We start from the raw sequence: 13,533 nt of genomic DNA, 5'->3' as shown, positions 1-13,533 counted from the left end.
AGGCGGTGGCCTTGCCGTCGAATCCGGCGACGGCGGGCGAGGGGCCTTTGTCGTTGCGCGGCTTGACTGCCTGCTCAGGGGTAGGCCACGCATCGATATCGGCCTGCAGTTCCGCGCTACGGTCGGCACGCCACGGGGCGGGAGCGGTCGAGTAGATGCCGACCGAATACTTGCTCAGAGTGCCTCCGTTGGCACCCACCAGACCGAAGGTGCCCGGTCGGGCACGTAACCGGTTCACAGTTTCGGCGATGGCGTGCATGGAGTAGTTGTTGCCCGCGCCGCCGAAGAAGGGCAAGCCCCCGGTGAGGGTCAGTCCGCGCGGATCGTCCGGCGCCAGATCCAGGCCGTCGCAGATGTTGGATACCGCGATGGGGAAGCAACTGTACAGATCGAACGTCGCGATCTCGTCCAGCTCGATCCCCGCGACTTCCAGCGCGTGCCGGACCGCCATGACCGACGCCGGCGCGCAGGAGAGGTCCTCGCGGTCCATCAGTGCGGGCTCGCGCAGATCGGCATGGCCGTGCAGGAACACCCAGCGCTCTTCCGGAACGCCGAGACGCCGGGCGGCCGCCACGGACATGAGAAGTACGGCCGCAACGGTGAACGCACCGGTGTGGTGATCGGGCGCCTCGAGGCCGATGCCCGCCGCTTCGTCGCCATGACCCAGCAAGGCGACGAGGAGATTCTCGGTCGGCTCGGTACCGCCGAACCGATCGGCACCCGCGTCTACGTCCGCTCGTTCGGTTTCGGAAACCGGGTGACCACGGACCAGGCCCGGATGAACGAACTGTTCCCACCTCGGCCGAAGGTGCTGCGCGAGAACTACGAACACGTGTCGGTCCGTCGCGACGGTCATCTGCTCGAGATCACCATCAACCGGCCCGAGGTGCGCAACAGCCTGCACCCGCCGGCCAACGAGGAACTCGACGAGATCTTCGACGCCTACTTCGCCGATCCGGACCTCTGGGTAGCCATCCTGACCGGCGCCGGGGACAAGGCATTCTCGGCCGGAAACGACCTCGTCTACTCCGCGTCCGGGAAATCCGTATGGGTGCCCAAGAACGGGTTCGGCGGGCTGACCAGCCGCCGGGATATGACGAAACCAGTCATCGCCGCGGTCAACGGTTTCGCCATGGGGGGCGGGTGCGAAATAGCACTCGCCTGCCATCTCATCGTCGCCGACGAGACCGCGACGTTCGCGCTGTCCGAAGTGAAAGTCGGCCTCGCTGCCGGGGCGGGCGGGCTGGTACGGCTGCCGCGTGCGATACCGGCGAAGCTCGCCAACGAGATGATCCTCACCGGCAAACGCATCACCGCCGCCGAAGCCCGCTCCTACGGTTTGGTCAACCGTGTGGTGGCCCCCGGTACCGCGATGGCGGGAGCCCGCGCGTTGGCAGCCGAGATTCTCGACGGCAGCCCCACTTCCGTGCGCGCCTCACTGCAGATCATGAGCGAGACCGCCGGCATCGCCGATACCCTCGACGCCGTCACCCACCTCTCGCCGGCGCTCGACGCACTCCTGCTCAGCGAAGACAGCGTCGAAGGAATGACCGCCTTCGCGCAGAAGCGACGGCCCGTATGGCGCAATCGGTGAGCATAGACTTCACCCGTCTGAAGTACTTCGTGGCGGTCGCCGAAGAATTGCACTTCAAACGCGCGGCCGACCGTTTGCACATCACGCCGCCACCGCTGAGCAAGCAGATCAAACTGCTGGAGCGCGAGCTCGGCGGCGAGTTGTTCGCGCGCAGCTACCACGACGTGAGGCTGACACCACTCGGCGCGGCGCTGGTCGAGCCGGCTCACCGCATTCTCGACATGGTGACCGAGCTCCGAGCGACCGCGAGCAAGATCGCTGGGAGCGCCGGGCCGCTGCGCGTCGGTGCGACGGCATTCGCGCCCTCCGATTTCCTGTACGCCTTCGAGGATGCGGTCTACCAATTAACCGCTGCGCCAACGCAATTCAGTATTCCCGGCTCCGCCGCGGAGGTTGCTGCCCACCTGGTCGCCGGCCATCTCGACCTCGGCCTGATCCATTTGCCGTGTCCCGAATCCCGAGTCGACTTCCGCGTGATCTCCCGGTACCGAAGCGGCATCGCGGTACGCAACGACGATCCTTTGGCCGCGCGCGAAGTCATCACGATCGATGATCTGCGGGATCGCGAGGTAGCCGTGGACATCGCACGAGCCAACCCCCTGGCTATGGCGACGCTGACCCGCCGCCTCAACTCCAGCGGTGTCGGGCGAGTCGTGGAAGCCGCCGGCAGCCGCGCGAGTGAGGTCGAACTCGCGGCCCAGGTACGGAGCAGGCGACTGGTCCTGCTGATCGCCTACGCTCCCGATTCCATTCTCGGCCGGGTCTTCTCGCCACCACAGTTCAAGTTGATCCCCATCGACGACCAGCGGTGGAAACCGGGACAACTCGCGCTCGCGTGGTCGCGCGACCGCCCGGAGCAGCATCCCGCACTCCGGGCGGCCATCGACGAACTGACGGAGACCTTCGACGCGGCGTGACACTTACCAGCCGGTACGGGCTCGGGGGGCGGAGACCGGCTGGGCCGTCGGCCGGCGGCTGGGCCGTCGGCCGCCCAACGATCAGGAGGTCCGGGGCACCGCGATCTCGAGCACACCCTTCCGCAGCAGATCGTCGATCTGGTCCTCGTCGAGGCCGAGCAGATCCTCAGCGATCCGGCGGGTCTGCTCCCCGAGCAACGGCGCCGGTCCATACGGCGGCTCAGCCACAGGGTCGGCGTGAATCTGCACGTTCTCCAGCACGTACGGCTCACGCCCGCGGGGATGACGTTCTTCGCGGAACGCGCCCCGCTGCTTGCAGTAGGCCCAATCGGGCAGATCGGCGCCGCGCAGCATCGCACCGGCGGGAACGCCCGCCTCCTGCAGCAACTTCATCGCATCCGAAGGTGCGTGCTCGCGTGTCCATTTCGCGAGCGCGGTGTCGATGCGGTCCCGCTGCGCGTGGCGATCGGCAGCGGTGGACAGCGCCTCGTCGTCCAGCAGGTCGGTGCGCCCGATCGCCGAGCACAGTGCGGCCCAATCCGTATCGTCGCGGACCGTGACGGCGAGCCACTCGTCGTCGCCGGCAGCCGGGAACAGCCCCCACGGCGCATCCCGCTCGAGAACATCCGCCTGCGGTAGCCCGCCTTCGAGCAGGTGACCGGCCGCGATCACGGGCGCGAAGTGACCGAGCATCACCTCGGACTGGGCGACACTGACCGACCCGCCGAGCCGGGTGCGTTCCCGGCGGATCAGCAGAGCCAACGCGCCCAGCGCACCGATACGAGCGCAGACGTGGTCGGGATATACCGTGATCGCGTCACTGAAGGAACCCGGATCATCCGGATAGACCCACCGAGCGGTGCAGCCGGTGGCCGCGCGCACCAACGGGCCGTAGCCCAGGCGGCGCGACCACGGGCCGGTGGGCCCGAACGCGGAACTGTCCACGACCACGATTCCGGGATTCACGTCTTCGAGTGAGCCGTAATCCAGCCCGAGCGAATTCATAACGCCCGGTTTGAAATTCGTCAATACGATATCGGCGGAGCGAACCAGTTGCCGCACCAGTTTCTGGCCGGCGGGGTTGCGCAGATCGATTCCGATGCTGCGCTTGTTGCGGTGCCCGGCCGCGAAACCCGGCGTCATCCCGGCTGGGCCCTGGGCGCCTCGCGCACCGTCGATGAAGGCGGAATTCTCGATCTTGATGACATCGGCACCGAGATCGCCGAACAGCCGGCCGGTGTCACCACCCACCACGATCACGCCGAAATCGAGGACTCGGATACCGTCGAGCGGCAACCCCGGACGAGTGCGGGGGCGGGCGGCCAGGATGTCGCCTCGCGGTCGTTGTTCCGCTGTGGTCTCCGGTGCGGTGTCCACCCAGGCCCGCGCACCGTCGATCTCCATGGCCCCCGCCGGCACCGGCACGATCACACCGGGCGCCAGTTCGACCTCACGCAGGAAGCCCCGTGACCTGATCTGCTCGGTGGCCAGCGCCTCGTCCGGCGTCAGCACGCTCGCCGTGGGGACCCCGTATTCCTGTCCCTGCTGCTCGAGTTCCGTCCGCGTCTTGTCGGCGAAGTGCCGCCCGATGGCAGGTAACAGGTCCGGTGATTTGAATCGGACCAGGAGTTTGTCGTACTTCGGGTCCGCGAATTCCTCCGGGCGTCCCATCCACTCGAACATGCCACGCCACTGCCGCTGGGCCAGTACGCAGATCCGTACGAACCCGTCCTTGCACGCGATGATGGGGTACTTGTACCGCTCGTCCGCACGACCCCGCGGAAGCGAACTCAGCGGTACTCCGGCCGACGCGCTGCCGGTCATGCCGTAGGCGGGATCGAGTGCTTGCATCGCACCGTCGAGTACGGAGAAATCGATCCGGCACCCCGAACCGGTGCGCAGCCGGTCGACATACATGCTCAGCGCCTCGAACGCCGCCTGGGCGGCTGCGACGTCATAGGGCAGCTCCCCCGGCGGCATCAGCGGGGCCCGGCCAGGGAGGCCGGAGCGGGACAACTCGCTGGTGAGGGCATGGATGACCGGTGTGGTGGCCTGCCACCGGCTGAAGTCGTTGTCACGGCCGAAGTCACTGATGGACAGCACCACGAGCGACGGATGAGTTGTGGTGATCTCCGGTATCGCGAGTGTGGCTTCGGCGGAACTACCCGGCGCCGTGTTCTCGATCAGGATGTCCGATGCGGCAAGCACATTCTCCCATTCCGAGCGCCCGGCATCGGTGGCCGGATCGATCGTGACCGCGCCGGCTCCACGCGCGGCAATCGCACTGCCGAGCGCGATCCCGCCGACCACTGGACCGAAGCCGGAGTCGTCGTTGACGCCGGCGAGCCGAACCCTGACGACCGTTGCGCCCAGATCGATGAGGAGGCGGCCGACGCCCTGCATGGGCCCGGACACGAGGTCCACGACTCGGACTCCGAGCAGCGGCGGATCGTAGCTGGGGGTGATGTCGCTCAAGGCCAACTCCCATGTCGGTTCGTACGAGATGTTTTGCCCGAGAGCCTGTTCGGCGATGGCGTCCGATGCGGAAACCACGGGCTGCACTACCGATGCTGGTGCCGGAGAACCGAGTTGTACATCACAGATAAGGACACCGGCACATGTCCCGTCGGCTCATCTGTCCGTGAGCGGGCCGGTCGTTTACGGCTCGCTCGGATGGTGAGAGCGTCGAGGACGAACAGCACGACGCAGTGACGAATTCGAGAGGGCAGCATGACGAAAGCCGAAGGGCCACCGACAACACCACACGCCCTTGCCGAGGAGGTCCGTTCCTGGCTGGCGGACAATTGGCACGGCACCGACGACAGCGCCTGGCGCGCCCGCGTCGTCGAGTCGGGGTGGGCGGCGCCGACCTGGCCCAGGGATTCGTTCGGCCGCGGTCTGTCCCGGCCGGACGCGAAGACGGTACGCGACGAATTCCGCGCCGCCGGCGCACGCGGGGCCGCCGTCGAGCACCGGGGGTTCACCGCACTCGCGGGAAACACGATCGTCGAGTTCGGCTCGGCGCAGATGAAGCGCGACATTCTGCCGAAACTCCTGTCCGGGGAATGGAGCCGCGGTTGCCTGCTGTACAGCGAGCCGAGCAACGGCTCGGACCTCGCCGGGCTACAGACCCGCGCCGACCAGCACGACGATGTGTTCATCGTCAATGGTCAGAAGATCTGGACCACCGGCGGCCATGAGGCCGATTGCGCGCTGCTGCTCGCCCGCACCGACTGGGACCGGCCCAAGCACGCCGGCATCAGCTTCTTCATCATTCCCATGGACCTGCCCGGGATCGAGGTTCGCCCGATCAAGCAGATGACCGGCGAATCGGATTTCAACGAAGTCTTCCTCACCGACGTCCGTGTTCCGGCAAGCGCGCTCATCGGCGAACTGAACGACGGCTGGCGAGTGCTGCAGACAGCACTCAAGGAAGAGCGCCGCACGATGGGCTTCGAGATCGGAGCGCCCACACGCGATGACAATGCTCGACCAGCGATCTTCACCGCATCCGGTGACCTGGTCGCCGCGGCTCGGGCGGCCGGCAAACTCGGCGACGAGGCCGTCCGGCAGGAGATCATGCGCATCCACTCCTGGCGGCTGGTGAACGACTGGAACGCCGTTCGGGCGAAAAAACAGATCGAAGCGGGCGGAGGTTCCTCGTTGGCCTCACTGGGCAAGCTCGCGAAATCACGGATTCTGCACTCCGCCTGGGGCCTTCGCTTCCGGTTGCTGGGTGCGCGCGGACTTCTCTACGACGAGAGCGACAAACAAGCCTACGAGGTCGACCATCAAATGATGTGGTCGTTCATCAATTCGATCGGCGGCGGCACCGATCAGATTCAACGCAACATCATCGGCGAGCGCATCCTCGGGCTGCCGAAGGGCCACGAGCCCGACCGGGGCGTGCCGTTCCGAGACGTACGCAAGGGCGGCACCGCCGTGCAGGACGGGAACTAGGAGAATGACGTTGTTCGCAACATTCACCGACGAGCAGAACCAGTTACGCGCGCTCGTTCGCGACTACGTGCGGGAAAAGTCGACCGAGACGGAGGTGCGCCGGCTCATGGCCACCGACGAGGGGTACGACCCCGTGATATGGACCCAGATGGCACGCGATCTCGGACTGCAGGGTCTCGCAATTCCGGAGCAGTACGGCGGTCAGGGCGCCGGCTGGATCGAACTGGGCATCGTGCTCGAGGAGACCGGACGCGCACTGTTGTGCGCCCCCTTCTTCTCGACGGTGGTGCTGGCCGCCACCACCCTGCTCGAGTCGGGCGACGAAGAAGCCAAGGAGCAGTACCTTCCCGCGATCGCCGACGGGTCGCTGATCGCCACGGTGGCTCTGATCGTGGATCACGGATGCTGGAACCCCGACGACGTCACGGTGCGCGCGACGCACGACCCCGACGGCTGGACCTTGAACGGTACCCAGCAGTACGTCCTCGACGGTGCGCACGCCCAGCTGATCATCGTGCCCGCCCGCACCGCAACCGGCATTTCACTGTTCGCGATCGATACCACCGACAGTGCGATCGTCCGCACGCCGTCCATCACCCTCGACCAGACCCGCAAGCTCGCGGTGGTGGAGCTGGACTCGACCCCGGCACGCCTGATCGGCGCCGAAGGCGGCGGCCGGCAGGTGCTGGAACGGGTGCTGGATTTCGCCGCCGTCGCACTGGCCGCCGAGCAGGTCGGCGGCGCCGAGGCCGCGTTGGACATGTCGACCGCCTACCTCAAGACACGCGTGCAGTTCGGTCAGGTGATCGGCGCCTTCCAAGCCCTCAAGCACATGGCCGCCGACGTCCTGATCGAAGTCGAGTCCGCGAAGTCAGCCGCCTACTACGCGCTGGCCGCGGCAGCTGCGGACAACGAGGAACTGCCCGCGGCGGCGTCGCTGGCCCGAGCCTATTGCAGCGAAGCGTTCGTCACCGCAACGCACCAGAACATCCAATTCCACGGGGGCATGGGCTTCACCTGGGAAGTGCCCGCCCATCTGTATTTCAAGCGCGCGCGATCATCGGAACTGCTGCTCGGCGACGCCGGCACGCACCGCGCGAGATTGGCCCAGCGGATCGGCATTTAGCAGCCATCGCCGAAGTTCTCGAGCCGTAGCGGCGCGAACCGCCGACTGTGACCGAAATGCGGCGCGGCACAGAGTTTGTCGCGCCGCGAGCACAGAGGGCATCGTTCGACATACGGACCGCTCAACTCTCGATGACCGGCCCTCAGCCCATATTTGTCAGAGTAGTCAACTTCATCCGAACGAACCTATACCCCTCTGACAGTGGGGACTCAACCATACGAGCCTGTCGAATGTACCGCCGGAAGCATCATTTTTGACTACATTGTCAAGCGATGACATGGTAGGCGTATTCGAAAGGAGTCCGAGATGACCGAACTTCCGTCGACTCGGCCCACGGGCTGGTTCCAGGTCGCGTGGTCTGCGGACCTCGGGGACGGCGAGGTCAAGGCCCTGCACTATTTCGGCACCGAACTCGTGGCATTCCGCGGAAACGATTGCCACGTCCGAGTTCTCGACGCCCACTGCCGGCATCTGGGCGCTCATCTGGGCCACGGTGGGTGCGTGGTGGGCAATGATATTCAGTGCCCCTTCCACGGGTGGAGATGGAACGGCGACGGGCGCAATACGCACATTCCGTACCACGACAAGCCCAACCGGGTCCGGCGCGTGCGGGCGTGGCCGGTCACCGAGCGCAACGAGTCGATCTACATCTGGCACGATTCCGAGGGCAGGCCGCCGAGCTGGGAAGTCCCCGACGCATTCCCCGCGCTCGGCGACCACATTGCCCGCGTCGACTATTTTCCGCTCACCGAACAGGCTCGGTCGCGCCACGCCGGAGTTCACGTCCACCCTCAGGTGATCGCCGAAAATGCCGTCGACCCTTGGCATTTCAGATTCGTACACCACACTCCCCACGCACCGGTCGTTCTCCGCGAGACCGTCCAGGGCGCGCGCTGGCAGTCCAAGGTCGGATTCGGCCGTCGCTGGAGCGACGGCGTGGACAGGGCCGAAGATACGTCGAATACGATCGAAATTCTGTGGTCGGGCATCGGTCTGAGCTTCAACGGCGAGGTCACCGCCGACGGAATCCGAGTTATCGCAATCTGCCCCACACCGGTCGACGACACCACCACCGACATCTTCGCCACGTACTGGATCGACAAGGACAACGGACGATACGACGAGCGGCTGGCCCATGCCAAACTGGCCCTGCCCGACGACATCGCGATCTGGGAACACCAGAAGTACATGGACCCTCCGGGCCTGGCCCCCTCCGAAGCCGCGGGCTTCCGGCGGCTGCGCACCTGGGCGACCCGCTTCTATCCCGAGACGGCGCCCGGCGATCCGAACTCCGCCGCGGCGCCGGTATGAGCGTGTATCCGGTCGCCCGCGAGGCATGGGAAACCGGGGCCGAGAAGTCGGGAAGCAACACGGAGAGTCCCCACGGTATTTCGACAAGGAAGCACGGTATGACCTCACTGTCCCGCACCCGCTCCGACCGGTCGGCGGATATCGCCGCGATCGCGCTGCGCGCCACGCTCGGACCGATGCTCATTGCACACGGCTGGAACAAGATCGCCGGCCCCGGCGGCATCGAGGGCACGACACGCTGGTTCGGCTCCCTCGGCCTGCGACCGGCCGCCGTACACGCCCGGATGGCTGCTGCCGGGGAGATCGCCGCGGGCACGGGACTCGTTCTCGGACTGGCTAATCCGCTGCCGGCGGCGGCGACGGTCGGCCTGATGTCGGTCGCCGCCGCGACCGATCATCGGGGCAAAGGATTCTTCGTATTCAAAGGCGGATGGGAATACCTCGGCGTGGTCGCCGGGACGGCGGTCGCGCTTGCCGGCCTGGGCCACGGCAGGTTCTCCATCGACGGGCTCCGTGGCCGCCGGCGTAGCGGGCTGCGGCCCGCCGTGGCAGCTGCGGCGCTGGGCTCCGCGGCGGCCGGGGCGCTGCTGACGCTGTGTTACCGGCCCGCACCGCCGGACGACGCGGCAGCAGACGTCGCCACGGCAGATTCCTGAGCCGAACCAGGTCGCCTCCGGATCACTTCCGACCTGCCCAATTTTTAGTAAGATAATTATGCTCATCTCGCTGATAAACGCGGGTGGTCGAGTTAGTCTGTGCCGGTGTTCAAGGCCAAACTCGGTGTCCGAGGCCAAATTCTGTCGATCGCACTGGTGCCGAGCCTGGCACTGCTACTCGTCGGGATGTGGGTTGCCGCCTCGCTTCTGATACAGGGTCGCCACAGTGAAAACTGGGCAGCAGAGATCGACCGCAATACCGCGCCCGGTATGGAGTTCGCGGTCCAAGCGCAGAACGAACGACGGCTGACACTGCTCGAGATCGGCGGCGACACGCAGCACGCCGGCGAGCTCACGGCCCAGCGGGCGCGCGTGGACGGCGCGATCCATACGATCATCGCCGCCGGTCAGCGCATCAGCAGCATGGACGGCAGCTTCGACGGCGCCCTGGACGCGGCCCGATCGCTCACCTCCCAGCTACCGACTGTTCGCCAGCGCGCCGACGCCGGAACATTGTCCGCCGACGAGGCGTACTCCTATTTCAACCGTCTCACCCAGGTGGCGGCGGGTGGGATGGAACTGCTGACCAGAGCGGCACCGACTTCGGAGACAGCGGCCGAGGAATCCAACGCGGCCAGGCTTTTTCACGCTGCCGAGGCGATGTCGAAGGGCAATGCGCTCGCCGCGGCCGCAGTCATCGGCAATGGCCTGTCGGCCGAACAGCTCCTCGAATACAGCCGCCAGGTCGGCTTCTACCGAAGCGAGCTCGCCAATCTCCAACCGCAGCTCAACCCCGGGGCGCAAGCAACCTTACGGGCTCTGACCAAGAGCGATCCGTGGCGACGGCTCGCGATGATGGAGGACGCCCTCATACAACGCGGCGTCTCCCAGCAATCGCCGTCGGCAACCAGCGCCAAGGCCCATGACACGAGCGAGCCCGCTCCGCTTCCTCTGAGCGTGGCCGACTGGCAAGATGCGGCCGCGCAGGTCGGCAATACGCTGATCGACCTGTGGCAGAACCAGAACCACTATGCCCTGCGGTCGGCGACCGATCACGGCAAGGTTACCGCCCGCAATTCGCTGCTGGGCGGCGGGGCGGTACTGGTGGTCTCCGTGGTCGCCTTCCTGATCGCGGCCGGGCTGGCGACCCGCACCATCCGGCGCCTGCGCCGACTACGCCAGGAAACGCTCGCGCTCGCCGACGACCAACTCCCCCGGATCACCGAACAGCTCCATACGGGCCGCACGGTCGACCTAGACACCGACATCTTGCGGCTCGATTTCGGCACCGACGAGGTGGGTCAGGTCGCCGAGGCGTTCAACCGCGCGCAGATGGCGGCGGTCGCCGCGGCAGTCTCGGAGGCGAGAACCCGGACAGCGGTCAACGCGCTGTTCCTCAATATCGCCTATCGCAGCCAGCTGGTGATCCACCGCCAGCTGGAAGTACTCGACCAAGCCGAACGCGAACTCGAAGATCCCGTCCAGTTGGAGCTGCTGTTCAAACTCGACCACCTGGCCACCCGGGAGCGGCGTAACGCGGAGAATCTCATCATTCTGGGCGGGGGTCAGCCCGGCCGCCAGTGGCGCAACCCGGTTCCGTTACTCGATCTGGTACGCAGCGCGGTCGCCGAAACCGAGGACTACGCCCGCGTGCAGGTCGGCCGTGTCCCCGACGGATCGGTGGCCGGCACCGCCGTCGCCGACCTCGTCCACCTGCTGGCCGAGCTGATGGACAATGCGACGTCCTTCTCCCCGCCCGGATCCACAGTCGAGGTCACCGGCAATGTCGTGGGTAAGGGCATCCTGGTCGAGGTCTCCGACCAAGGTCTGGGCATGGCGGACGACGACATCCAGCGGATGAACGAAACCCTCTCCAACCCACCGGATTTCAGTGTGACGAGCCTGTCGGATGATTCCCGGCTCGGACTGTTCGTGGTCGCACTGCTGGCGGCCAGGCACAACATCTCGGTGCGCCTGGCCGAATCGCACTACGGCGGCATTCGAGCCATCGTGGTCATCCCGTCCCAGCTGATCGCCACCGAGACGGCGCACAACGATCATCGGCCGACCGGCCCGGTCGCGCCGCCCATCGCAGCCGGGCATGGTGATACCTGGGCCGACGTTCCTGCGGGACCGGCCGCGACCGCCCGGGCCGATCTCGCACCGCCCCCTCAGGTACCAGCGCACCGCCCGGCATCCCCGGATCAATACACCGCCGCGGCCTACCCGGCGCCGGATCCCGGCCGCGGACCGAGCACGGTGTCGCCGTCGTTCCACGATCCGTCCCCCGCCCGTCCGCACGGCGCCGACAAGCCGCCGCTACCGCGCCGACGCCGCCAGCAGAGCCTGGCGCCGGAACTGGCCCAGGCACCGGCCCCGTCCACCTCCCGCGCCACCGACGCACCGCCGCGCCCGCGGTCCGCCGATCAAGCACGAAATCTGATGTCGGCCATCGAGAACGGCACGCGCCAAGGCCGCCGCTGGCGCCCCGACACCGCCCCCTGCGAACCCGAAGGCTCCCAATGACGACGCCCACCCGCAACCTCGACTGGCTCCTCGACGACCTCGTCGCGCACATTCCCGGCGTCCGCCACGCCGTGGTGCTGTCCACCGACGGTCTACTGCTCGGCCGCTCCACCCTCATGCCGGTCGAGGACGCCGAGCACTTCGCCGCGATGGCCGCGACACTGCACGGCCTGGCGCGCAGCGCCGGGCACCGCTTCACCGGTGGCACTGTCCGACAAACCGTCATCGAGCTCGACCATGCCGTCATGTTCGCCACGGCGGCGGGGCCCAATGCCTGTCTGGCGTTGCTCACCGACGAGACTGCCAACATGGGCATGGTCGCCTACGAGATCAACCAGACCGTGCACCGGGTGGGCACCTATCTTTCCGCCGCACCCCGCCGGGGCTTCGGCCGCATGGGCGACCCGAGCTCGTGACCGGTCCGCGCGCCTCGTGGTACGAGGACGAGGCCGGACCCCTCGTACGTTCTTATGCACTAACGCGCGGACGCACCCGCAGTCCACGAGCGGACCTGGACATGATCACCCTCGTCCTGGCGGTCGACACCACGGCCGGCCTGCGTCGGCGCGAACCCGAATATCGCGACATCATGCGTCTGTGCCAGGCACCACAGTCGGTTGCCGAAGTCTCTGCCGCCCTGCGTCTTCCGCTGATGGTGACGAAAATCCTGCTCAGCGATCTGCTCGCCGACGGCCACCTCATCTGCCGGTCGGTGTCCCCCGTGACCGACACCGGACTCCACAACCTCGACCTTCTGCGAACGGTATTGGATGGCATCCGCAACCTTTGACCCCGACGAACGGCCCGCCCTGGCCGCCTCGGTGAAGATCCTCGTCGCCGGCGGTTTCGGTGTCGGCAAGACCACCATGGTCGGTGCCGTCAGCGAGATCGTCCCATTGCGCACCGAGGAAGTCGTCACCGAACTCTCGCGCGATATCGACGATCTGTCCGGGGTCGAGTCGAAGACGACCACGACCGTCGCCATGGACTTCGGTCGCATCACCATCTCCCCCGAGTTGGTGCTCTACGTATTCGGCACGCCCGGGCAGGACCGGTTCTGGTTCATGTGGGACGAACTGGCCCTCGGCGCCCTCGGGGCGGTCGTGCTGGCCGATACCCGACGGCTCGACAGCAGTTTCGCCGCCGTCGACTTCTTCGAGCGTCGCGGTTTGCCGTTCGTCGTCGGTGTCAACTGCTTCGACGGCGCACCTCGCTACACGACCGAGGATGTCCGCGACGCCCTCGACCTCGCCGACCATGTGCCTGTCATGCTGTGCGACGCCCGCCGTCGCGAGTCCGCCAAGGCCATGCTCATCACGTTGATGGAGTACCTCATCGGCGGGGCCGCGCGGGCCGCCGGGGCCCCGGCTCCGCACGCCCCCTGGCATTCGACCGGGCCACCGGCACCCCGTGAGGGTCTGCGGTCCGGCGGCTAAGCGCGTG

11 protein-coding genes and 1 pseudogene are annotated in these 13,533 nt (G+C 66.9%); 10 read left to right on the top strand and 2 right to left on the bottom strand.

The features are described from left to right. A pseudogene (locus A5780_RS18200) lies at positions 1 to 595 on the bottom strand (acetyl-CoA acetyltransferase); the annotation flags it as partial. On the opposite strand from A5780_RS18200, the gene A5780_RS18195 reads away from it, so the two are divergent. Both A5780_RS18195 and A5780_RS18190 read left to right on the top strand, forming a co-directional pair. After that, complete coding sequence (locus A5780_RS18195; protein WP_082976545.1) at positions 515 to 1,594, top strand: enoyl-CoA hydratase-related protein; 1,080 nt, start codon at positions 515 to 517, stop codon at positions 1,592 to 1,594. The pseudogene A5780_RS18200 and the gene A5780_RS18195 overlap by 81 nt on opposite strands. Continuing rightward, a complete protein-coding gene (locus A5780_RS18190; protein ID WP_255407256.1) occupies positions 1,579 to 2,511 on the top strand; it encodes a LysR family transcriptional regulator in 933 nt (310 codons plus the stop codon). Before A5780_RS18195 ends, A5780_RS18190 begins: the two co-directional genes overlap by 16 nt. Before the next feature lie 81 nt (positions 2,512 to 2,592). Here the strand turns inward: A5780_RS18190 and A5780_RS18185 are convergent, their stop codons facing one another. Next, entirely contained in the window at positions 2,593 to 4,977 is a 2,385-nt protein-coding gene (locus tag A5780_RS18185; protein ID WP_064909073.1) for a CoA transferase, read from the bottom strand. Between the two features lie 264 nt (positions 4,978 to 5,241). Between A5780_RS18185 and A5780_RS18180 the strand changes: the two genes are divergently transcribed. The 8 genes from A5780_RS18180 (at position 5,242) to A5780_RS18145 (ending at position 13,526) form a co-directional block, all read left to right on the top strand. Then, positions 5,242 to 6,471 (top strand): acyl-CoA dehydrogenase family protein, encoded by a 1,230-nt coding sequence (locus A5780_RS18180; RefSeq protein WP_064909055.1) that lies wholly within the window; start codon positions 5,242 to 5,244, stop codon positions 6,469 to 6,471. 4 nt (positions 6,472 to 6,475) lie between these two features. Beyond that, entirely contained in the window at positions 6,476 to 7,597 is a 1,122-nt protein-coding gene (locus A5780_RS18175; RefSeq protein ID WP_064909054.1) for an acyl-CoA dehydrogenase family protein, read from the top strand. A gap of 306 nt (positions 7,598 to 7,903) precedes the next feature. Then, positions 7,904 to 8,908, top strand: coding sequence for a Rieske 2Fe-2S domain-containing protein (locus tag A5780_RS18170; protein ID WP_064909053.1), 1,005 nt, complete (start codon positions 7,904 to 7,906; stop codon positions 8,906 to 8,908). A gap of 98 nt (positions 8,909 to 9,006) precedes the next feature. Next, positions 9,007 to 9,564 (top strand): DoxX family protein, encoded by a 558-nt coding sequence (locus A5780_RS18165; RefSeq protein ID WP_064909052.1) that lies wholly within the window; start codon positions 9,007 to 9,009, stop codon positions 9,562 to 9,564. A gap of 105 nt (positions 9,565 to 9,669) precedes the next feature. Then, on the top strand, positions 9,670 to 12,090 hold the full coding sequence (locus A5780_RS18160; RefSeq protein WP_231983000.1) for a nitrate- and nitrite sensing domain-containing protein: 2,421 nt from the start codon (positions 9,670 to 9,672) through the stop codon (positions 12,088 to 12,090). Further along, positions 12,087 to 12,506, top strand: a complete 420-nt coding sequence (locus A5780_RS18155; RefSeq protein ID WP_064909051.1) for a roadblock/LC7 domain-containing protein — start codon at positions 12,087 to 12,089, stop codon at positions 12,504 to 12,506. The genes A5780_RS18160 and A5780_RS18155 overlap by 4 nt, the downstream gene beginning before the upstream one ends. Then, the gene (locus A5780_RS18150) at positions 12,503 to 12,880 is read left to right on the top strand and encodes a DUF742 domain-containing protein (RefSeq protein WP_064909050.1); all 378 of its coding nucleotides are present in this window, start codon (positions 12,503 to 12,505) and stop codon (positions 12,878 to 12,880) included. Before A5780_RS18155 ends, A5780_RS18150 begins: the two co-directional genes overlap by 4 nt. Then, positions 12,861 to 13,526 carry an ATP/GTP-binding protein gene (locus A5780_RS18145; protein WP_064909049.1) on the top strand — a complete coding sequence of 222 codons (666 nt, stop codon included), beginning with the start codon at positions 12,861 to 12,863 and terminating at the stop codon, positions 13,524 to 13,526. The genes A5780_RS18150 and A5780_RS18145 overlap by 20 nt, the downstream gene beginning before the upstream one ends. Positions 13,527 to 13,533: the final 7 nt, after the last annotated feature.

It is taken from the genome of Nocardia sp. 852002-20019_SCH5090214, assembly GCF_001665865.1.
Lineage (GTDB): Bacteria > Actinomycetota > Actinomycetes > Mycobacteriales > Mycobacteriaceae > Nocardia > Nocardia nova.
The sequence above is the reverse complement of the archived record's forward strand: the minus strand, read 5'-3'. Positions and strand labels throughout refer to the sequence as shown.

What these genes read in the sequence shown, in the direction of transcription:
- A5780_RS18195 (WP_082976545.1), top strand. Translation starts at nt 515, where the DNA reads ATGGCCGTGCAGGAACACCCAGCGCTCTTCCGGAACGCCGAGACGCCG.
- A5780_RS18190 (WP_255407256.1), top strand. Translation starts at nt 1,579, where the DNA reads ATGGCGCAATCGGTGAGCATAGACTTCACCCGTCTGAAGTACTTCGTG.
- A5780_RS18180 (WP_064909055.1), top strand. Translation starts at nt 5,242, where the DNA reads ATGACGAAAGCCGAAGGGCCACCGACAACACCACACGCCCTTGCCGAG.
- A5780_RS18175 (WP_064909054.1), top strand. Translation starts at nt 6,476, where the DNA reads ATGACGTTGTTCGCAACATTCACCGACGAGCAGAACCAGTTACGCGCG.
- A5780_RS18170 (WP_064909053.1), top strand. Translation starts at nt 7,904, where the DNA reads ATGACCGAACTTCCGTCGACTCGGCCCACGGGCTGGTTCCAGGTCGCG.
- A5780_RS18165 (WP_064909052.1), top strand. Translation starts at nt 9,007, where the DNA reads ATGACCTCACTGTCCCGCACCCGCTCCGACCGGTCGGCGGATATCGCC.
- A5780_RS18155 (WP_064909051.1), top strand. Translation starts at nt 12,087, where the DNA reads ATGACGACGCCCACCCGCAACCTCGACTGGCTCCTCGACGACCTCGTC.
- A5780_RS18145 (WP_064909049.1), top strand. Translation starts at nt 12,861, where the DNA reads ATGGCATCCGCAACCTTTGACCCCGACGAACGGCCCGCCCTGGCCGCC.